Annotated in this window: 16 protein-coding genes and 3 pseudogenes; 11 read left to right on the top strand and 8 right to left on the bottom strand. The window is 64.5% G+C overall.

Annotated features, from left to right (window positions below):
* Nucleotides 1-75 precede the first annotated feature (75 nt).
* Nucleotides 76-1,444: pseudogene (locus ACVIW0_RS30580) on the top strand (ATP-binding cassette domain-containing protein); the annotation flags it as partial.
* A gap of 189 nt (nt 1,445-1,633) precedes the next feature.
* On the opposite strand, the pseudogene lpdA reads toward ACVIW0_RS30580, so the two are convergent.
* The 4 genes and pseudogenes from lpdA to ACVIW0_RS30560 all read right to left on the bottom strand — a co-directional run bounded on the left by lpdA (nt 1,634) and on the right by ACVIW0_RS30560 (nt 6,587).
* A pseudogene (lpdA, locus tag ACVIW0_RS30575) lies at nt 1,634-3,032 on the bottom strand (dihydrolipoyl dehydrogenase).
* A 4-nt stretch (nt 3,033-3,036) separates the two neighbouring features.
* Nucleotides 3,037-4,308 carry a dihydrolipoamide acetyltransferase family protein gene (locus ACVIW0_RS30570; protein ID WP_461355731.1) on the bottom strand — a complete coding sequence of 424 codons (1,272 nt, stop codon included), beginning with the start codon at nt 4,306-4,308 and terminating at the stop codon, nt 3,037-3,039.
* A 1-nt stretch (nt 4,309) separates the two neighbouring features.
* Nucleotides 4,310-5,324: pseudogene (locus ACVIW0_RS30565) on the bottom strand (alpha-ketoacid dehydrogenase subunit beta).
* A 3-nt stretch (nt 5,325-5,327) separates the two neighbouring features.
* Complete coding sequence (locus tag ACVIW0_RS30560) at nt 5,328-6,587, bottom strand: thiamine pyrophosphate-dependent enzyme (RefSeq protein WP_461357474.1); 1,260 nt, start codon at nt 6,585-6,587, stop codon at nt 5,328-5,330.
* 29 nt (nt 6,588-6,616) lie between these two features.
* Here ACVIW0_RS30560 and ACVIW0_RS30555 point away from each other — a divergent pair, with 29 nt between their 5' ends.
* Complete coding sequence (locus ACVIW0_RS30555; RefSeq protein ID WP_461355730.1) at nt 6,617-6,889, top strand: hypothetical protein; 273 nt, start codon at nt 6,617-6,619, stop codon at nt 6,887-6,889.
* Between the two features lie 96 nt (nt 6,890-6,985).
* The gene (locus tag ACVIW0_RS30550) at nt 6,986-7,498 is read left to right on the top strand and encodes an Lrp/AsnC family transcriptional regulator (RefSeq protein ID WP_461355729.1); all 513 of its coding nucleotides are present in this window, start codon (nt 6,986-6,988) and stop codon (nt 7,496-7,498) included.
* 138 nt (nt 7,499-7,636) lie between these two features.
* On the opposite strand, the gene ACVIW0_RS30545 is transcribed toward ACVIW0_RS30550, so the two are convergent.
* The 4 genes from ACVIW0_RS30545 to ACVIW0_RS30530 are packed head-to-tail and all read right to left on the bottom strand — an operon-like array spanning nt 7,637 to nt 13,339.
* Nucleotides 7,637-8,821 carry a xanthine dehydrogenase family Fe-S subunit gene (locus tag ACVIW0_RS30545; protein ID WP_461355728.1) on the bottom strand — a complete coding sequence of 395 codons (1,185 nt, stop codon included), beginning with the start codon at nt 8,819-8,821 and terminating at the stop codon, nt 7,637-7,639.
* On the bottom strand, nt 8,818-9,654 hold the full coding sequence (locus ACVIW0_RS30540; RefSeq protein WP_461355727.1) for an FAD binding domain-containing protein: 837 nt from the start codon (nt 9,652-9,654) through the stop codon (nt 8,818-8,820). The genes ACVIW0_RS30545 and ACVIW0_RS30540 overlap by 4 nt, the downstream gene beginning before the upstream one ends.
* Nucleotides 9,651-12,026 carry a xanthine dehydrogenase family protein molybdopterin-binding subunit gene (locus tag ACVIW0_RS30535; RefSeq protein ID WP_461355726.1) on the bottom strand — a complete coding sequence of 792 codons (2,376 nt, stop codon included), beginning with the start codon at nt 12,024-12,026 and terminating at the stop codon, nt 9,651-9,653. The genes ACVIW0_RS30540 and ACVIW0_RS30535 overlap by 4 nt, the downstream gene beginning before the upstream one ends.
* A 35-nt stretch (nt 12,027-12,061) precedes the next feature.
* Complete coding sequence (locus ACVIW0_RS30530) at nt 12,062-13,339, bottom strand: amidohydrolase/deacetylase family metallohydrolase (RefSeq protein ID WP_461355725.1); 1,278 nt, start codon at nt 13,337-13,339, stop codon at nt 12,062-12,064.
* 141 nt (nt 13,340-13,480) lie between these two features.
* Between ACVIW0_RS30530 and ACVIW0_RS30525 the strand changes: the two genes are divergently transcribed.
* From ACVIW0_RS30525 to ACVIW0_RS30490, 8 genes are all read left to right on the top strand, one after another.
* Nucleotides 13,481-13,963, top strand: coding sequence for a MarR family winged helix-turn-helix transcriptional regulator (locus tag ACVIW0_RS30525; RefSeq protein ID WP_461355724.1), 483 nt, complete (start codon nt 13,481-13,483; stop codon nt 13,961-13,963).
* 287 nt (nt 13,964-14,250) lie between these two features.
* Nucleotides 14,251-15,084 carry a nitroreductase family protein gene (locus ACVIW0_RS30520; RefSeq protein WP_461355723.1) on the top strand — a complete coding sequence of 278 codons (834 nt, stop codon included), beginning with the start codon at nt 14,251-14,253 and terminating at the stop codon, nt 15,082-15,084.
* Between the two features lie 25 nt (nt 15,085-15,109).
* Entirely contained in the window at nt 15,110-15,967 is an 858-nt protein-coding gene (locus ACVIW0_RS30515) for a transporter substrate-binding domain-containing protein (RefSeq protein WP_461355722.1), read from the top strand.
* A gap of 25 nt (nt 15,968-15,992) precedes the next feature.
* The gene (locus tag ACVIW0_RS30510) at nt 15,993-16,640 is read left to right on the top strand and encodes an amino acid ABC transporter permease (protein WP_461355721.1); all 648 of its coding nucleotides are present in this window, start codon (nt 15,993-15,995) and stop codon (nt 16,638-16,640) included.
* Nucleotides 16,637-17,293: an amino acid ABC transporter permease gene (locus ACVIW0_RS30505; protein WP_461355720.1), complete on the top strand. Its 657-nt coding sequence runs from the start codon at nt 16,637-16,639 to the stop codon at nt 17,291-17,293. Before ACVIW0_RS30510 ends, ACVIW0_RS30505 begins: the two co-directional genes overlap by 4 nt.
* Before the next feature lie 9 nt (nt 17,294-17,302).
* Nucleotides 17,303-18,088 carry an amino acid ABC transporter ATP-binding protein gene (locus ACVIW0_RS30500; protein ID WP_461355719.1) on the top strand — a complete coding sequence of 262 codons (786 nt, stop codon included), beginning with the start codon at nt 17,303-17,305 and terminating at the stop codon, nt 18,086-18,088.
* Between the two features lie 22 nt (nt 18,089-18,110).
* Nucleotides 18,111-18,503 (top strand): RidA family protein, encoded by a 393-nt coding sequence (locus tag ACVIW0_RS30495; RefSeq protein WP_461355718.1) that lies wholly within the window; start codon nt 18,111-18,113, stop codon nt 18,501-18,503.
* Nucleotides 18,504-18,515: 12 nt separating this feature from the next.
* Complete coding sequence (locus ACVIW0_RS30490; RefSeq protein WP_461355717.1) at nt 18,516-19,142, top strand: DUF1989 domain-containing protein; 627 nt, start codon at nt 18,516-18,518, stop codon at nt 19,140-19,142.
* The last annotated feature ends 426 nt before the right edge of the window (nt 19,143-19,568 follow it).

Here is a 19,568-nt window from a genome sequence, read left to right as displayed (position 1 = left end):
GTGTCAGTGTTGCGCCTCCTCGACGGAACTTCGATCGCTGGTCTTGTATTCGAACAAGGCGCATTCAAATGAGGGGCCGTCGGCGCGCAGATTGTCGATGCCATCCTTTCGCATCGGCGGCTCTCGAAACAGGAGGCGCGAGCCGAGGCCCTAAAGTTGCTGCGGGCGGTGCAGATCCGCGATCCGGAGCGGCGACTGGACGCCTATCCGCACGAGCTTTCCGGCGGCATGTGCCAACGCGTGATGATCGCGATCGCCATCTCCTGCAATCCATCGCTCCTGATTGCCGACGAGCCGACCACCGGCCTCGATGTCACGACCCAGAAGGTGGTGATGGACCTTTTGACGGGAATCGTCGCAGAGCGCGGCATGACGACAATCCTTATCACCCACGATCTCGGTCTCGCGGCACGCTACTGCCGGCGTGTGGTGGTGATGGAGCGGGGCCGGCTGGTGGAAGAGGGCGCGCCACAGACATTGTTTGGCGCGCCGCAGCACGCTTACACCAAGCGGCTCGTGACGGCATCGCCTACCGCGACATCGAGCGTTGCCGAGACCTCGTGCCTGTCGACGAAGCTCTGCCGGTTGTCGAGGTGAAAGAGCGGCCCGCGTCCATGCCGGGCACGCCGCCGCTACTGGATGTCCAGCACATCGTCAAGCGTTTTGACGCTGGCGCCGCCGCGGTGACGGATTTCTCGATGACCATGGCGGCAGGGGAGAGCGTCGGCCTGGTCGGAGAGTCCGGCTCGGGCAAGAGCACGACGGCACGAATGATCTGCCGGCTGATAGATCCCAGCGAAGGCGATATCCTGTTCGACGGCTATTCGATCGCACAAGTGCCGGCGCGCGATTTTCATCGCTCGCCGGTGCGAAAGGAGATCCAGATCGTGTTTCAGGATCCGCATGAGAGCCTCAATCCACGCTTTACCGCATTCGACTGCATTGCCCATCCGTTGCTGCGGCTTGCGGGCCTGCGTCCCGGCGACGCGCTGCGCTCGCGGGTCGAGGATGCGCCTCGCGCGTCGGCCTGCCGCGAGAATTTCTGTCGCGCTTTCCTCATCAATTATCGGGCGGCCAAAAGGCACGCGTCGGCATCGCCCGCGCAATTGCCTGCCGGCCGCGTTTGTTGGTGCTCGACGAGCCCACTGCGGCGCTCGATGTCTCGGTGCAGGCCGTGGTGCTGCAATTGCTCGACCGGCTTCGGCGCGAGGACAATCTCGCATTCCTGTTCGTCAGCCACGACCTCAACGTTGTGCGCATGATGTGCAGTCGTACCATCGTGCTGCGCGCCGGTGGCATCGTGGAGCAGGGCGAGAGCCAGGCGCTGTTCAGCAATCCGCGGAACGACTACACCCGCGAACTGCTCGACGCGATTCCGCAAATTGGCTCGCCGGCCTCGGTTGAGGGTGGTCAAAAGTTCCCTGCGTTCCTAAGAGCGGAGTGAAGATCGGTCAAATACCTCGTTCAAAGTCACCGCCGCTGTGCAGGATGTTTCGATTGATGAGCGCTCCAATTCAAGTTTGGGTGGCGGCGCGGTCAGCAATCTTGCCAGCAGCAGGAATCGATCCGTGAGCCTTGAGTGCCGTTGTGATGATGCGCAGTTTGGTGCTGCGAAAGGTTCGTGCCGACAGTTTTAGATATGAATTGCATGCCCGAGCGATTTCAGCGCGGCCTCGTGAAAGGCCTCGCTTTGGGTTGGATGCGCATGGATGGTCATGGCGACATCCTCCAGGCGCGCGCCCATCTCCAGCGCAAGACTGAAGGCGGCCGAAAGTTCGGCGATGCCGGCGCCTACGCCCTGTATCCCCAGCAAGAGATGGTTGTCGGCTCGCGCGACGGTCCGGATGAAGCCGTCTTCCCGATCGAGTGTCAGTGCGCGGCCGTTGGCCTTGAACGGAAAGAGGTCTATCTTGACATCGAAACCGTTTTCGATCGCCTCGCCCGGCGACTGGCCGACGGTCACGATTTCTGGATCGGTGAAGCAGATCGCCGGGATTGAAACCCGGTCCCAGGCGCGGCGTCGGCCGGCGATGATCTCGGCCACCATCTCGCCTTGCGCCATGGCGCGATGCGCGAGCATCGGCTCTCCCGTGACGTCGCCGATCGCCGAGATGCCGTGCATCGAGGTACGGCATCGGTCGTCGATGCGGATAAAGGGGCCGTCCATGTCGAGATCGAGTTGATCGAGGGCCAAACCGCCAGTCGCGGGTCTGCGGCCGACCGTCACCAGAATTCTTCTCGGCACCGAGCGTTGTCTGCTCGCCTGCAGTGGTCTCGATCGCGAGTGCCGTCCCGTCGGCGACGAGCGCATTTGCCTTCGCGCTGGTCAAAACTGTAACTCCGAGCGCGGCGAGGTGCCTGGCGACGGGCGCGCTCAGCTCAGCATCATATTGCGGCAGGATCTGCGGCGCGGCCTCGACGATGGTGACTGCCGCACCCATTTTCGCGAACGCTGTGCCGAGCTCGAGGCCGATATAACCGCCGCCGACCACGACCAGCCGCTTCGGGATGTCGGTAAGAGACAGCGCTTCGGTCGATGAGATCACGCGGCCGCCGTAGGGAAGAAACGGCAGCGGGACCGGCTCGGAGCCCGTCGCGATCACCACCATTTCGGCATGGATGGTTTGTGGGCCGGATTGGGTTGCGACCTCGACGGTCTTGCCGTCGCGAAACGAGGCGCGCCCCGTCACAGACCTGGCGCCGGCTCTTTTCAGCAGACCAGCCACACCGCCGTTTAGACGCCGAACGATATCGTCCTTCCAGGCGATGGTCTTGGCAAAGTCCAGCGTCGGCGTCGTCGTGGAAATGCCGAGCGCATTGTTGCCTTCTGCCGCGCGCGCGATGGATTCATATTCGCCGGCCGCATGGATCAGGGCCTTCGAAGGAATGCAGCCGACATTGAGGCAGGTTCCACCCGGCTTTTCGGCCTCGACGACGACCGTATCGATGCCGAGCTGGCTGGCGCGGATCGCACAGGTGTAGCCGCCGGGGCCGGCGCCGATGACGAGCAGCTTGCAGGTGATTTCGGTCATCGTCCTACGCGTCAATGAAAATCATGGCCGGCGTTTCCAGAAGCAGCTTGATGCGCTGTACGAATTGAGCCGCGTCGAACCCGTCGATGACACGATGATCGAAGCTCGACGACAGGTTCATGATCCGGCGCGGCACGAACGCCGTACCGTCCCAATGCGGCCGGATGGCGATTCGGTTGACGCCGATGATCGCGACCTCCGGATGATTGATGATGGGGGTCGTCGCAAGCCCGCCCAAGGCGCCGAGCGAAGTGATCGTGATGGTCGAGCCGGTGAGTTCGTCGCGGGTGGCGTTGCCGTTCCGGGCGGCTTCAGCGAGCCGGGCGACTTCGGCGGCGCAACGCCAGAGGTCGAGCGCTTCGGTGTGCCGGACCACGGGGACCACCAGGCCGGCCTGAGTCTGGGTGGCGACACCAATGTGCACGCCCGCGTGCTGATGTACGATCCCGGCCTCGTCGTCGAAATGTGCGTTCAGGATCGGCTGTTCGGCGATCGCGCGCACCATTGCGCGCATCAGGAATGGCAACAGCGTCAGCTTCGGCCGATCGGATCGTTGCTGGCCGTTGAGCTTGCTACGCAGATCCTCGAGCAACGTGACATCGATCTCCTCGACATAGGTGATGTGCGGGATCCGTGCGCTTGCAATCGACATCTTCTCGGCGATCTTGCGCCGTAAGCCGACGATCTTGATGTCTTCGACCGCGTTTTTCGCCTGATAGGCCGCCGCCATGGCGGCACGGCTGCGCGCCAGATGGCCATCGAGGTCATCGTGGGTGATCCGTCCAGCCGGGCCCGTGCCGCGAACCTGGCGCAGATCGACGCCTGCTTCGCGCGCACGAAGCCGGACCGCGGGAGCAGCCAACGGCCGTTCCCTTGCAGGCTCGAACGGCGTTGCGGCGGGTTGCGGCCGTAGCGGCACCGGCGGCGCGCTCGCCTGCGCGCGCAAGGCGCTTGCGGGATCGTCAGGCTGTTCGGCCGATAGGCGTGCTGTATGCGGCGTCGGCTCTTTTGTCTGCGTCACCGGCTCGCTGTTGCCCGTCACCTCGAGCCGAACGAAATCCGAGCCCACGGCCAGAACGTCGCCAACCTCGCCGGCGAGCCAGCTGACGCGGCCATCCGCGGGCGACGGAATTTCCACAGTCGCCTTGTCGGTCATCACGGCGCCGAGCACGGCGTCTTCCCGCACGACGTCACCGACCTTCACGTGCCATTCCACGAGTTCGGCTTCCGCAATGCCCTCGCCGACGTCGGGCAGCCTGACGACGCGCTCGGCCATCTCAGGCCTCCAGCGTTTCGATCAGCGCGCGTCCGATCCGCGCCGGTCCGGGGAAGTAGTCCCATTCCTGCGCATGCGGGTAGGGCGTGTCCCAGCCGGCGACCCGCACGATAGGGGCTTCCAGATGGTAGAAACACCGCGCCTGCACCAGTGCGCAGAGCTCCGCGCCAAAGCCCGAGGTCAACGTCGCCTCATGCACGATCACGCAGCGTCCCGTTTTCTTGACGGAAGCCTCGATGGTTTCGAGATCGAGCGGTAGCAGCGTGCGGAGGTCGATGATCTCGGCATCGATTTCCGTTTCGGTCACGGCGCTCTCGGCGACATGAACCATTGCGCCGTAGGCCAGGATGGTGACGGCGTTACCCTGTCGTCGAATCGCGGCGCTGCCGAGCGGAATTGCGAAATGTCCGTCGGCGACCTCGCCGAGATCGTGCTTGGACCATGGGGTCACCGGCCGGTCATGATGGCCGTCGAACGGACCATTATAAAGTCGCTTCGGCTCGAGAAAGATCACCGGATCCGGATCTTCGATTGCCGAGATCAGCAGACCCTTGGCGTCACTCGGGTTCGATGGCACCACCGTCTTGATGCCGCAGACATGGGTGAACAGCGCTTCCGGGCTCTGGCTGTGCGTCTGTCCGCCAAAGATGCCGCCGCCGGTCGGCATGCGCACGACGAGCGGGCAGGTGAACTGGCCGTTGGATCGGTAGCGCAACCGCGCGGCTTCGGACACGATCTGATCGTAGGCCGGGTACATGTAGTCGGCGAACTGGATTTCGACACAGGGTTTCAGGCCATAGGCGGCCATGCCGACCGCGACGCCGACGATGCCGAGCTCACTGATCGGCGTATCGAAGCAGCGGCTGGTTCCGTATTTGGCTTGCAGTCCCTGGCTTGCCCGAAACACGCCGCCGAAATAGCCGACGGTCCTCGCCGAACACGACGACATCGCCGTCGCGCGCCATCATGACGTCCATGGCGTCGCGGATCGCCTCGATCATGGTCCGTCGCGGCATGGTTCAGACTCCGGCCTCTTGGCGCTGTCGGCGCAGATGCGGGGGCATCTGCGAGAAAACGCCTTCGAACATGTCGCGCGCCGAAGGCCGCTGCTCGGAATGCAGCGTGCCGTAGGCTTCGGCTTCTTTCTGCGCCGCGACCACGGTGTCGAGGATCTCGGCTTCGGTCTGCTTGTGCCGCTCCTCCGACCAGGCGCCGCGGACGATCAGATGGTTCTTCAGCCGGATCACGGGATCTCCCAGTGGCCAGGCATCGGACTCTGTCTTCGGCCGATAGCCCGCTGGGTCGTCGGATGTGGAATGCGCGCCGACCCGATAGGTCACGTGCTCGATCAGGGTCGGCCCGAGATTGCGGCGCGCCCGCTCGCAGGCCCATTTCGCCACCGCATGAACCGCGAGGTAATCATTGCCGTCGACGCGTAGCGCCGGAATGCCGAAGCCGAGACCGCGCGCTGCGAACGTGCCGGAGCCGCCGCGCGCGATGCCCTGGAAGGTCGAGATGGCCCATTGATTGTTGACGATGTTGAGCACGACCGGCGCGCGGTAGGTCGAGGCGAACACCAACGCGGCGTGGAAGTCGGATTCGGCTGTTGCTCCATCACCGATCCAGCCGACTGCAATCTTGCAGTCGTTCTTGATCGCAGAGGCCATCGCCCAGCCGACGGCCTGGATATATTGGGTGGCGAGATTGCCCGAGATCGAGAAGAACCCGTGCTCCCTGGCGGAATAGAACACGGGAAGTTGACGCCCCTTGAGCGGATCGTGCGTGTTGGAGTAGATCTGACAGGCCATGTCGACCAGCGAATAGCCGCCGGCGATCAGGAGACCTGCCTGGCGGTAAGTCGGAAAATTCATGTCTCCCGGCAACAGGGCCTTGCGAAAGGCGCAGCTGACGGCCTCTTCGCCCATATGCTGCATATAAAACGACGTCTTGCCTTGGCGTTGCGCCATCTGCATGCGCGCATCGAACGCGCGCAACGTCATCATGTGGCGCAAGCCCTCGAGCAATTCGCTGTCCGAGAGCGAGCCGGCCCAAGGGCCGACGGCTTCGCCGTCGCGGTTGAGCACGCGAATGACGGAGAAGGCGAGGTCGCGGATCGTCTCCGCGTCGACGTCGACTTCGGGACGATCGACCTCGCCTGCGCTCGGGATTCGGATGTTCGAGAAATCCGGCGTGCCGCCGGGACGCACCGCGGGCTCCGGCACATGCAGTTGCAGCGGCGGGTGCTCCGCGGGTTGCGCCGCCTCGTGCTGCGGAATCATGGTGTCAGGCATGATGTTGGCGTCGGGCATTGGTGTTCGTCTCTCACCTCGATCGCATCGATGCAGAACAGCGCGCCGACGCGGCGGACGAGCCGTTCGATGACGTCGCGGTCCTTGACGTCTATGGAAGCCGAGATGCGGCATTCGTTCGCTTCCGCTCGAGCACTGACGGCCGCGAGCCGAAGCCCCGCAACGCGCGTCTGGTCGAGCAGGCGGCCGAGCGCAGCGTGCATATCGCTGGTCTGGAGTTCGAGAAGAAACACCGCAAAAATCTCGCTTTCTCAGCATATACGTACTGCTAAAGCTCGGGATTGTTGTTCCTTTTATCTGGGTGTATGTAGAATTCGCGATACGGAAATTCTGCATATGGGCTGCAGTCCCAGAATGGAGTTCTTGGTATGGTTCCGGTCGGACGTGCGGCAGCGCCGGTCAAGGCTTCGCGCAAGGACGCGCTTCGGCTCGATGAGATCGATCGCAAGATCCTGCGCGCCTTGCAGCAGGATGCGCGCCTGACGACGGCACAACTGGCCGGCAGGATCGGGCTCTCCACCACGCCGTGCTGGAACAGGCTGAAGCGCCTCGAGACCCAGGGTTACATCGATGGCTATGTCGCGCTGCTCAATCAGGACAAGCTCGGTCTGCCTGAAACGGTGATCCTGGAGGTGACGCTCGATCGCCACGACGAGGAGATGCTCGAGCGTTTCGGCCAACTGCTTGCCGAGTTGCCGGAGGTGATCGAAGCCTATCTCACCACAGGCGATTACGATTATCTGGTCAAGGTCGCGGTCGAAAGCACCGCCGGCTATGAACGCTTCCTGCGCGAAAAGCTCTATCGCATTCCGGGTATCCGCCACAGCCGGTCGTCGTTCGCACTGCGTTGCCTGAAGAAGCTGACGTCGGTTCAGGTATAAAGGTGCGGGAAGCGCCGCCTCAATGTGCCTGCGCCGCTGCGGGCAACACAGACGTCCGTGTTCCAGACTTGCACCTGTCCGCCGGATGGCCAAGCCAGAAAGGTATGCTCTCTGGCGCAAAGCGCCACGGTTACGCCGTCAGCGCTGCCCGTTGCGCCGGCCGATGCCCTTCGCGAGAGTCCACAATTGATGAAACAGGAGCGCAATGCCGTCGATTGGCTGCGCCGTCGCGTGCCCGGCTGCCCCCGAAAGCTGCTGCTCCAGATTGTGGGCAAAGTCTGCGGTCAGGCGTGCCGCGAGGTCTCGTACGAGCTTTTCACGCGCGATTTGAGCCAGGATGCCTTGCAGGCTGTAGCCGATCGATAATTCGACGCGGGTTGCGGCCCCGGCGTCGATCGGCACGAGACGGTAGCGGATCTCACCCTGGGTCGAGGAGCGGCTGCGCTGGTCGTCTCCCGTGCCGACGATCCGGCCAGTCATTGTCGCGGGATCACGCTCGATCCGGGCCGTGCCGCGGAAGGCCGCCGAAATCGGACCGAGCTTGACGCGAATCAGGCCTTCGACATGCTCCGCCGCCGGATTGCCGGTCAGCGAAACGCCGGGAAGGCAGGCCGCAACCTGCTCGATGTCGCCGAACATCGCAAAGACCTCGCCGGGCGGAGCGGCTATGGCGAAGCTCTGTTCGAACAGCTTGTCAGGGACGAAGTCCGCAATGGCAGCCTTGCGGCTCAGATCGTTCGGCAACTCGACGCGGGCTGCCGGTCGGGCCGCCTCCGAATCTGCAATGGCTGCGGCATTGCCCGAACCCACGGGTCCAAGCTGCTCGCGGCCCGCGCCCGACATGGGCCGAATGCCGCGCCTGCGCCGGTCCTCGATGACCGAACGCACGGCGCGGACGATCCCGACATAGCCGGTGCATCGGCAGAGATTGCCGCTCAATCCAACGCGGATTGCGTGGTCATCGGCGGCCGTGAGACGCAGCACGAGATCGCGTGCCGATATCAGCATCCCCGGCGTGCAATAGCCGCATTGCAGAGCGTGCTCGCGGGTGAAAGCGGCACGAAGCTCCGCCGCGATCTCATCCTCGTCGAGGCCCTCAATGGTCGTGATGCGCGCGCCGACGCAGGCGGCGGCCAACGTGATGCAGGACCGTGCCGGCATGTCGTCGATCAGCAGCGTACAGGCCCCGCAGACGCCATGCTCGCAACCCAGATGCGTGCCGGTGAGGTCGAGGTGATCGCGCAGGAAATCGGCAAGATGGGTGCGCGGCGCGACCGAGGCCTTCACGGGGCGCGTATTGACGGTGATGCCGATCGCCGTCACGCCGCGGCCTCATCGATCGCCCGGCGCAGTACCGTGACATGGATGTGGCGGTCGGCAGCGTTTGTCATCCCGGCCTGAGTCAGCAGCAGGTCGGCGGCGCGGGCATCGAACTGCTGCTTGAAATTGCGGCTGACGCGACCGCCGAACAGCTGCGTCGCGTCGCCCAGGACGATGGGGGCGGTCTCGATGGCGCCAATCACCACACGCGCCGTACCCGTCTCCGGATCGATCATCACGGCGGCGATCGCGTGCGCAAACTCACCCGGCTTGCGGCAAGCCTTGACGTAACCCCAGCGGGCCGACGCGCGCATCACCGGCACGCGCACGGCCGCGACGATCTCGCCCGCCTGCAGCGATGATTCAAGCGCGCCGGCGATGAAATCCTCGATCGCAAGGTCGCGGACGCCGTCTGTGCTGCGCAACGTCACCTTTGCGCCAAGGGCAGGCAGGGCCGAAACCCAGTCCGCGGCCGGATCGGCATGGCTCAGCGAGCCGCCGATCGTGCCGCGGTTGCGCACGGCGCGGTAGGCGATCGCGCTGGCCACGCGCTGCATGGCGCCGCGCGTGACGTCGGGGATGCGCCCGTCCTCGATGTCGCCGTGGGTTACGCAGGCGCCAATCACGAGTTCGTCGCCGCTGCGCTCCGCCTGTTTCAGCTCGGCAAGCCCGGAGATGTCGACGATCAGCTCCGGCTGGACAAGGCGGAGGTTCAGCAACGGGCCGAGCGACTGGCCGCCCGCCATGATTTTCGTCGATTCCGCCCCCTCCGCCATCAGGGCGATTGCCGATCTCAGGTCGGCGGGACGTTCGTAGGCAAAGGGGGCTGCCTTCATGCGGCCGGTCTTTCCGCCTCGCGCACGGCGAGAATGGCTTCCACGATCCGCCGTGGTGAGATCGGCGAGCGCAGAAGCTCGACGCCGAGCGGGCGCAACGCGTCGTTGATGGCGTTGGCGATCGCGGCCGGCGGCGCAATGGCGCCGCCTTCACCGATGCCCTTGACGCCGAACATGGTGTAAGGGGACGGGGTTTCCATGTGATCGAGCCGCGGCGCCGGGACTTCCGTCGCCCCGGGGAGCAGGTAATCAGCAAGCGTTGTCGCAAGCGGTTGGGCCGCACCGTCGAACGGCATTTCCTCGTAGAGCGCCGTGCCGATGCCTTGTGCGAGCCCGCCAAAGATCTGGCCGTCGACGATCATCGGATTGACCAGCACGCCGCCGTCCTCGACGATGACGTAGTCGAGCAGCTCGACTTCGCCGAGATCGGGGTCCACCGCAACGGCGACGGCATGCACGGCATAGCTGAAGGTGCCGCTGTCGCGCCGCGGCTTGTAGCCGCTGGTCGATTCCAGGCCTGCCGGATCGACATCGGGCGGCAGGTCTTGCGGCCGCCGATACCAGGTATGCGCGATCTCGGAAAGCGCGATGCTGCTGTTCGGTCCGCACACGCGGCCGTCGCGCAGCGAGACCGAGGCGGGATCAAGCTGCAAGAGCTTGGCGCCGATGCGTTTCGCACGCTCGGCGATTTCGGCGCAGGCCGTTCCGACCGCGCCGCCGGCCATCACCATCGAGCGCGAGCCCCACGTCCCGGTCGAATAGGGGGTCAGCGCGGTGTCGCCATGGATCACCCGCACTTTGGCCGTGTCGATGCCGAGAATTTCGTACGCCACCTGCGCCAGGGTGGTCTCGAGGCCCTGGCCGTGCGAATGCACGCCGACCCGGATCTCCAGCCCGCCGTCCGGAGTCATCCGCGCGGTGGCCTGCTCGTGGCCCGGCACCATCGGAATGCCCCAACCGGCATAGACGGAGGTGCCGTGCGCGGCCTGCTCGCAATAGACCGAAAGACCCAAGCCGATCAGCCTTCCGTCCGCTTCCTTAAGACGCTGGCGCTCGCGCCATGAAGCGACGTCGATTGTCGCAACGGCGCGCCTGACGGCTTGCGGATAATCGCCGCTGTCGAAGTGCTTCCTGGTGATATTGTCGAACGGCATTTCCTCGGGCCGGACCAGATTGCGCAGCCGCACTTCCGCGGGCTCCAGCCCTGCTTCCCGTGCCACCGCGTCGAGCATCAGCTCCAGCGCGAAGCAGACCCCGGTCCGGGCCACACCACGATAGGGCAGGATCGGGCACTTGTTGGTTGCGACCGAATATGTCCGGCAGCGATAGGCCGGCATGCGGTACGGCCCCGGCAGGATACTCGCGACTTGCGCGGCTTCGAGACAGGCGGAGAAGGGATAGGAGGAGTAGGCCCCGGAATCGACGATCGCCTCGCAATCAATGCCGCGCAAGGTGCCATCGCGGTCGGCATAGACGGTGATATTGTAGTGGTGTTCGCGGCAGTTGGCGCTCGCGGTCAAATGCTCGCGTCGATCCTCGATCCAGCGGACGGCAAGGCCCCGTTGCATTGCAAGCCATGCCAGGCACACTTCCTCGGGCAGCAGGATCCCCTTGTGTCCGAATCCTCCCCCGATATCGGGTGAGACAATCCGGATGCGTGCTTGCTCGATGCCGAGACAATCCGACAGGCCGTTACGCACGATATGCGGCATCTGCGCGCCGGTGTAGAGCGTAAGCTGATCGAGGCGATGATCGAAGGTGGCGACCACGCCGCGTCCTTCGAGCGGGGACATGCACTGCCGCGCCGTCGATATTTCGCGCGTCACCTTGATCGGGGCGTCGAGGGCAGGGGCGATGTCGACCTCGAACAGGGTTTCGAGGAAGACATTGTCGCCCCAATGCTCATGGACGAGCGCGGTTCCGGCGTCGCGCGCCTTGCACATGTCGTGCACGGCGGGCAGCGGTTCGAGCTCGAGGCCGACGGAGGCCGCGATATCTTCAGCTTCCGCCCTTGTCGGCGCCACGCACATGGCGACGAGCTCGCCAACATGCCGAACTTTTCCAGTCGCGAGCGCCGGCTGTTCCGAGATCTTGAATCCCGGCAGCCCGGACACGGCGCGGATCGGTGCGACGCCGGTGAGATCGGCGGCCGTGAACACGACATCGGAGAACCGCTCTGGCACGTGAATGGCCTTGATGCGTGCATGTGCCAGCGGACTGCGAACGAACGCGACGTCCTTCAGCCCGGCAATGCGGATATCGGCCACGTACTGGCCGCGCCCGCGCAGGAAGCGATCGTCCTCCTTGCGCGGCAATCGCGCTCCGACGCCCTGACCGGCGGTCACGCTCGAGGCGCATTCGACGTCGGACATTCGCGCTCGCCCCTGCTTGAGCTCGCTCGAAGCGGTCAGGCCGCCACGGCCTGCGGAAGGATAGGCGCGACCGCTTCATGGCGGACGCCGGCGCGCAGGCAGAACACCGGCTGCAGCAGCCGGTCCGCGACCACTTCGGTCTTCTCATTGTCGCGCAGGACATGGCGGCCGGGCTTCTCGGCGAGCACGCTGACATCGGCATCCATACCGGGCTTGAGCGCGCCGATCCGATCGGAAAGGCCGAGCATCTCGGCCGGATTCGAGGTCACCATGGGTACCACCTGCTCCAGCGTGAGGCCGAGCGCCATCATCGAGCTCATCGCCTGCACCAGGCTGAATTTCGCCTGACCCGCGAAAGGATGGTTCTCGTCGTCGGCGTGCTGATCGGGGGTGCCGGCCGGCGCCGGCACGTGGGTGTTGTAGCCGTGAATGTCGGCACCGAGCGTGGTCGGCACGATCCCGGACGCGATCGCCTTGCGCGCGAGGCGGTAGGAGAAGTGGCTGCCATGGCCGACATCGACGCGCAGCCCGCGGTCGAGCGCGGCCTGGATCACCGGATGCACCTCGCCCTCGCGATTGACGAAACCGCCGGGATGCCGCGTGAAGGGATGCGCCAGAATGTCGCCGGGCCGCAGCAGCGGGATGACGCGCTCCAGGATGGTGTCGACATCCTCGCCGTTGGTGCCGCTCTCCGGCAGGCCCCACAATTGTCCGAAGTGGACATAGACCGGAAGATCGGCGCGACGCCCGATCTCCGCCGCCATTTCGATGACGCGGATGCCCCAGCGCGCGAAGCCGCCGATCTCGGCATGGGCCTTGATGCCGCGGACGAGGTCGCGGTTCGCGGTCGCGGCCTTCACGGTGGCGTCGATATCGACGCAGTCGGGCCGGTAGAGGTTCGGGTAATAGTGTCCTTCCAGTCCGCCGACCAGATAGGCCGAGAGGAAGGCGTAGGTGCGCGACGACGATTTCTCGGCGATGAAGTAGCGGAAGCCGGGGAGCGTCATGCAGGAGGGGCCGCCCTGGTCGACCAGCGTGGTGACGCCGGACTGCACGCCGACCATGTCGGCGTTCATGCCGAAGCGGCCGGTGACATATTGATAGACATGGGCGTGGGTGTCGATCAGCCCCGGCAGCACGATCATGCCGCTCACATCGACGACTTCCCGCGCGCTGCTCGGCAGGATGTCGGATTGCACCGCGGCAATCTTGCCGTTGCGGATGGCGACGTCCTTCACGCCATCGACGGCGGAGGCGGGATCGATGACGCGGCCTCCGCGCAGAAGCAGGTCGAAGCTGGTGCTTACCGACATCGCCGATCTCCTCTCCCGCCGGCGGTGCCTGCCGCCGCAAAATTGCGAAGTATACTTCGTATTTTCTTACACCAGATTCCGTGGCATAGACAGCTTCAAATTCATGCAGGCGGCACAGCACCGCGCCGAGGAACGAACCGGATGGCAGCAAGAAGCGGGAAGACCAAAGGCCTGTGGCCGCTCGAGGAGCGACCGGGTTACCTGATCCGGCGGCTGCATCAGATCCACGTCGCCTTGTTCCAGGAAAGATGCGCGGCGTTCGAGATCACGCCATTGCAGTACAGCCTCCTTACCGCGCTCGCGAGGCGTGGAACCGCCGATCAGACGACGTTGGCGGCTGACATCGCGCTCGATCGCACGACGACGACAGGGGCGCTTAAGCGGCTGCAATCGCGTCGCTTTGTCGATCGAACGACCGCGGATCATGACCGTCGCTCGCAGGCCTGCCGCCTCACCCCGGCCGGGGCGGCGTTGCTCCGCAAGATCGAGCGGCCGGCGAGGCAAGCGCATCTGGAGACCGTGGCCGGTCTCGGCAAGGCGGACCAGAAGCGCTTCATTGCCATGATGCAGCGGATCGTGACGGCGCACGCGGGGTCTGTGGGCGCGCAAGGCGCGCTTGCCTGAGCCGATCGTCAAACGCGTCTCGCGATTATTATCTGTGCAGCTCCTGCCTAAAAAATCGCAATCGCGAGCCGTCGAGCAACTCCATCGCTCAAAGGTCATTCCGCAATTGCGAAGTATGCTTCGCATTGTTCCGCCTGTCAGTGATGCGGGAGGAAGATTTCCTCGCGATCTCCCTGCCTTTGGTCGAATGAGCCGCCGGGACGGCGCGCGATAAGTCGTCGCAGCCGTCGCGACCGATCTGGCATGTCCCTTGCTCCGCTGGTTACTTTGGCGGGAGGACCAGCTCAATGTCGGCCAGTTCGGAGGCGATCGCGCGACGGTTTGGCGATGGTGGTCCTTCGGGCGAGGGTGCCGAGGACAATGATCTGATCCGCCGTGTCTTGTCGCGGAAAACCGTGCGGCGCTACAGCGACAGGATGCCGGCCGAGGCGCTGCTCGACCTGCTCGTCGCCTGCGCCCTCAGCGCCTCGGCGAAATCCGATTTCCAGCAAGCCTCGATCCTGCGCGTGCGCGATCCCGAAAGGCGCGCCGCGATCGGCAAGCTGTTTCCGGCGATGCCGTGGATCGGGATCGCGCCGGTCTTCTTCGTCTTCCTCGGCGACGCCAGGCGGTTGCAACGCATCGGCGTGATGCGCGGCAAGCCGGTCGAGAACGGCACGCTGGAAGGCTTCTTCAACGCCAGCATCGACGCGGCGCTCGCGATGCAGACCATGATCCTCTCGGCTGAATCGGTCGGCCTCGGGGTCTGTCCAATCAGCGTGATCCGCAACGAGATCGACAAGGTCGCCGGCATTCTCGGCTTGCCGGACCTCGTCTTTCCCGTGGCCGGGCTCTGCCTCGGCTATCCGCAAGGCGAGGGCCATGTGAGTCTGCGGCTGCCGCGCGGCGTGACGGCGCATAGCGACCGCTATGATGACAGCGGGCTCGTGGCCGGCATCGACCATTACGACCGCAGGCGAGACGCGTTGCACGCGATCCCGAAGGAGCAGCAGCGCTCCAACGCCGAGTTCGGCGAGGCTGCCTTCTACGGCTGGTCGGAAGACAAGGCGCGTCAGGCGGCCAAAGCCGAAGGCGCGGCGTTTCCGCCTTATCTGCGCGCTCACGGATTTAGCTTCGACTGATACGCCAATGAAAGGGAGACTCATGATGACGACCTGTTCGCTCGCCCGCCTCAATCCGATCCCGGCACGCCTGGCGCTGGGCCTCCTGGCCGCACTCACTGTCATACCCCTGCTTGCCGGAACTGCGCAGGCAGGCAGCCTGGATGAGATCAAGAAGCGTGGACTGATCGTCGCGACCGAGGACGATTTCCGTCCCTTCGAGTTCGTGAAGGACGGCAAGCCGACCGGCTTCGACAATGAGCTGATCGAGGACCTGCGCAAATCTGCTCCGTTCGAGATCAAGCAGCAAATCCTGCCCTGGACCGGCATCCTCGCCGGCGTGAGCACCGGCAAATACGATGTGGCCATCACTGCCGCGATCATCACCAAGGAGCGCAAGCAATCCCTCGACTTCACGAGCCCGATCGCCGACGCCACGCACTATTACGTCAAACGCAAGGACGACAAGAGCATCTCCGCGATCAAGGACCTGAACGGCAAGACGGTGGGCGTCCAGGCCGGTAGCGCCCTGCTGGCGCGGTTGCCTGAACTCGGAACCATGCTGGAGAAGGAGGGCGGCAAGCTCGGCAAGGTCGTCGAGTATACATCCTATCCGGAGGCCTATCAGGATCTGGCGCTCGGCCGCGTCGATTATGTCGTCAACACGATCATCAATCTGCAGACGTTGGTTGCCGAGAAGCCCGGCGTCTTCGAACTTGGACAGGCCGTATCCGGAAAATCATTCCCGGCCTGGGCCGTGGCCAAGGGCAATACCGAACTCCTCGAATTCCTGAATGGCTTCATCGCCAAGGAGAAGGAGAGCGGCCGGTTCGCCGAGTTGCAGAAGAAGTGGTTCGGACAGTCGTTCCCCGATCTGCCGGTTTCGTTCCAGCCCGAGTTCTGACCCGTCCGGCGCGGATTGAGCGGACATGACCGGTGGCGACATATTGGCCATGCTTGGGGGTGCCGTGACCACAGTGACGTTGTCGCTCGTCGGCATCCTGATCGGTCTGCCGATCGGGCTTGGCCTCGCGGTGCTGCGCTGGGCCGACGTGCCGGTCATTGCACGCATCGTTGCCGTCTATGTCAGCATCCTGCGCGCGACCCCGCTCGTGACGCTGTTGCTTCTCCTGTTCTTCGCCCTACCCAACATCGGCATCGCCATCGGCCCGATCTCGGCCGCCATCCTCGCGCTGGTGATGAATACGGCGGCGTTCAACTGCGAGGTCTGGCGCGCGGGGCTGATGAATTTCCCGAAGGATCAATATGAGGCCGCGCAATCGGTCGGCATGGGTGCCGGATTGCGCTTCCGCCGCATCGTGTTGCCGCAGATCGCCCGCGTCAGTCTGCCGGGCCTCGTCAACGAGATGTCGCTCTTGATCAAGGTGACGCCGGTGCTCGCGGTGGTCGGCGTCGTCGACATCACGCGGGCGGCGGTCCGGATCGGGGCCGAGACCTACGATCCGCTGCCGCCGTTCCTGGTCGCAGTGGCGCTCTACGCGCCGATTGTGTTTGCGCTTGTCTCGCTGCAACGCTGGATCGAGCGACGCCAGCTCATGGCCGAGGCGGCTGCATGATCCACGATTTCGGCATTGTATGGAGCGAGCGCGAGCTTCTGCTCAGCGGGCTCGGCAACACCACGATCCTGTCGGTGCTGTCGGCAGTGGCCGCGCTGCTGGTCGGATTCGTCCTCACGCCGGCCTTGATGTCGAAGCAGCGCTGGCTTGCGGGCGTCGCGCGCGGCTTTGTCGACGGCATGCGCTGTGTCCCGTTCCTGCTGTTTGCCTATATCGTCTACTATGGGCTGCCGTCGCTCGGGATCAGGCTGGACAACTGGACCTCCGGCCTGATTGCCCTGACGATCTACAATGCCGCTTACATGGCCGAGATATTGCGCGGTGCCTGGATGGCCCAGCCGCGCGAGCCGGTCGAGGCGGGCGTGGCCTTCGGCTTCTCCTCCGTCGCGTTGTTCCGCCGCATCGTGCTGCCGCCGCTGCTGCTTGCCGCCGGGCCCGTGATCGGCAACCAGATGATCCAGATCATCAAGGACAGCGCATTCCTGACCATCATCGCATTGCCGGAGCTGACCCACGCCGCAAGCTCGATCCAGTCCCGGCACTATGTGCCGTTCGCGGCATTCATCACTGCCGTGTTTCTCTATTGGGCCCTGTGCCTCGTGATCGAGGCGGGCGTCGGCTCGATCGATCGCCTGGCCGCGGCGAGACGCTAGGTAACCGGGATGACAGAGGGGAGCAGGGTTCTCGATGTGGCCGGGGTGTCGAAGCGCTTTGGCGCGCTCGAGGTGCTCTCGGACATCAGCTTTCAGGTCGAGAAGGGCGAGACAGTCTGCGTGCTCGGTCCGTCCGGCTCGGGGAAATCGACACTGCTCCGCTGCATCAACTGGCTCGAGCGGCCCGACGCCGGGCAGATCTATCTGAACGGCACCCAGATCGGCATCAATGGCGCCGGGCTGGTGATGGGCGACCGCGAGCTGTCGCGGATCAGGACCCGGATCGGCATGGTGTTCCAGCATTTCGCGCTCTGGCCCCATCTCACGGTGCTGCAGAACCTGATGGAGGCGCCGGTGCAGGTCCAGAAGCGGCCCAAGGCCGAAGTGCGTGACGAGGCGCTGGAATTGCTCGCGAAGGTCGGCCTCGGCGACAAGCGCGATTCCTTTCCGGCGAAATTGTCGGGAGGGCAGAAGCAGCGCGTCGGAATCGCACGCGCGCTCGCGATGCGGCCCGATCTTCTCTTGTTCGACGAGCCCACCAGCGCGCTCGATCCGGAGCTTGTCGGCGAGGTGCTGGTGGTGATGCGCGAACTGGCCCGCGAGGGCAGGACCATGGTGGTCGTGACCCACGAGATGGGGTTTGCGCGCGATGCGGCGACGCGAATCCTGTTCCTCGACCGTGGGCGGGTCGTTGAGACGGCCGCGCCCGAGCCATTCTTCTCCAGTCCCGAGACCGAGCGCGCACGCCAATTCATCCAGCGCTACGCAGGACACGCCGCGAACGGCGGACGCTGAACCTTGATCAAGGAGGAAGGCCATGGATCCGATTTTCCATCGTTTGCCCGATGCACCGAAGCCGGTTGCACCCTATAGCCACGCGGTCGAGGCCGGACCGTTCGTGTTCGTGACGGGGCAACTTGCCACCGATCCCGATGATGACGACCGTCCGATTCCGCCGGGCATCGAGGCGCAGACGCGCAAGGTGATGGATAATCTGGCCCGTGTGCTCAAGGGCTGCGGGCTGACCTTCGCCAACGCCGTTTTCGTCCGCATCTACCTCACCGATTTCAAGCGCGACTACGCCGCGATGAACGCGATCTTCTCGAGCTACTTCAATGACGATCGCCGGCCGGGGCGGACCACGGTCGGTGTGACCGACCTGGCGCGTGGCGGGATCATCGAAATCGACATGATCGCCTTCAGGGCGTGAGGAGCCATTATGATGGAAACGCGCATCGAAATCCCGGCGCGCCGCGGCAAGGCTGCCTTTGTCGCTGCCGGGCAGACCATCACCGTCATCAACACCCATGGCGAACAGGTCGTCGACACCTGGGCCTTCAATCGCGGCGATCTCGCCGAATTCATGTCGAACGAGCACACCCGGGCCCATACGCTTCATCTGGTGCCGAAACCGGGAGATGTGCTGCGCACCAACAAGCGCCGGCCGATCCTGACCATGACTGAAGACACGTCGGGCGGCGTGCATGACACGTTGATCGCGGCCTGCGATCGCTATCGCTACAGCTTCCTCGGTGTCGAAGGCCACCACGACAACTGCACCGACAATCTCTTTGCCGGAATGGCGGAGCTCGGCCTCGTGCCGCCGGAGGTGCCGAGCCCGCTCAATCTTTTCATGAATATTCCCTGGAGCGCGGAGGGGACGCTCGGCTTTGCGGCGCCGCCACGGCCGGTGCCCGACGGCTATGTACGCCTGCGCGCCGAGATGGATCTGGTGATCGCTTTCTCGGCCTGTCCGCAGGACATCCTGCCGATCAACGGCAAGGCCGGAAGACCGGTCGAGGCACATTTCACGGTGACGCGCGAGCCAATCGGAGGCGGTTCGACGTGAGCCAGATGCAGCGGATCGAGGCCAATCGGCAGCGCTTGCTCGTGTCCGAAACGAGATAGTCCGGCAATGCAAGAGTGTCGCCAGTTTTGCAGACTGATCGATCCCGGAGCCATGGGAGCTCAAGTGAAGAAATCCTGCTCCTCCAGAAAGCGGGACGGCACGTTCCAGGTGATCCCGGAGATGTTGTTGTCATAGCCGTTGTGCGAGTGCGATTTGCACCAGGCGATCAACGACGTGCAGACCAGGCTCCGCCCGAAGCTGTCTCTCCGCAAGCCAGGTCGGCCTTCACGCGCGGCTTGACATCGGTTCCGGGTTCGGTGGCACGACGCCGAATTCCTCGTTGACGAGTAGCATCACCGGGGAAGGTCTATCGGAGGATCGCGTCGCGCTCAGCGGCACCCATTCGGGCGAAGCACGGGGCTGCCT

Source organism: Bradyrhizobium sp. USDA 4454 (assembly GCF_054822705.1).
The sequence above is the reverse complement of the archived record's forward strand: the minus strand, read 5'-3'. Positions and strand labels throughout refer to the sequence as shown.

Coding starts and splice junctions, on each gene's coding strand:
- ACVIW0_RS30570 (WP_461355731.1), bottom strand. CDS start 4,308: ATGGCCGAGCGCGTCGTCAGGCTGCCCGACGTCGGCGAGGGCATTGCG.
- ACVIW0_RS30560 (WP_461357474.1), bottom strand. CDS start 6,587: ATGATTCCGCAGCACGAGGCGGCGCAACCCGCGGAGCACCCGCCGCTG.
- ACVIW0_RS30550 (WP_461355729.1), top strand. CDS start 6,986: ATGGTTCCGGTCGGACGTGCGGCAGCGCCGGTCAAGGCTTCGCGCAAG.
- ACVIW0_RS30540 (WP_461355727.1), bottom strand. CDS start 9,654: ATGAAGGCAGCCCCCTTTGCCTACGAACGTCCCGCCGACCTGAGATCG.
- ACVIW0_RS30535 (WP_461355726.1), bottom strand. CDS start 12,026: ATGTCCGACGTCGAATGCGCCTCGAGCGTGACCGCCGGTCAGGGCGTC.
- ACVIW0_RS30530 (WP_461355725.1), bottom strand. CDS start 13,339: ATGTCGGTAAGCACCAGCTTCGACCTGCTTCTGCGCGGAGGCCGCGTC.
- ACVIW0_RS30525 (WP_461355724.1), top strand. CDS start 13,481: ATGGCAGCAAGAAGCGGGAAGACCAAAGGCCTGTGGCCGCTCGAGGAG.
- ACVIW0_RS30520 (WP_461355723.1), top strand. CDS start 14,251: ATGTCGGCCAGTTCGGAGGCGATCGCGCGACGGTTTGGCGATGGTGGT.
- ACVIW0_RS30515 (WP_461355722.1), top strand. CDS start 15,110: ATGACGACCTGTTCGCTCGCCCGCCTCAATCCGATCCCGGCACGCCTG.
- ACVIW0_RS30510 (WP_461355721.1), top strand. CDS start 15,993: ATGACCGGTGGCGACATATTGGCCATGCTTGGGGGTGCCGTGACCACA.
- ACVIW0_RS30505 (WP_461355720.1), top strand. CDS start 16,637: ATGATCCACGATTTCGGCATTGTATGGAGCGAGCGCGAGCTTCTGCTC.
- ACVIW0_RS30500 (WP_461355719.1), top strand. CDS start 17,303: ATGACAGAGGGGAGCAGGGTTCTCGATGTGGCCGGGGTGTCGAAGCGC.
- ACVIW0_RS30495 (WP_461355718.1), top strand. CDS start 18,111: ATGGATCCGATTTTCCATCGTTTGCCCGATGCACCGAAGCCGGTTGCA.
- ACVIW0_RS30490 (WP_461355717.1), top strand. CDS start 18,516: ATGGAAACGCGCATCGAAATCCCGGCGCGCCGCGGCAAGGCTGCCTTT.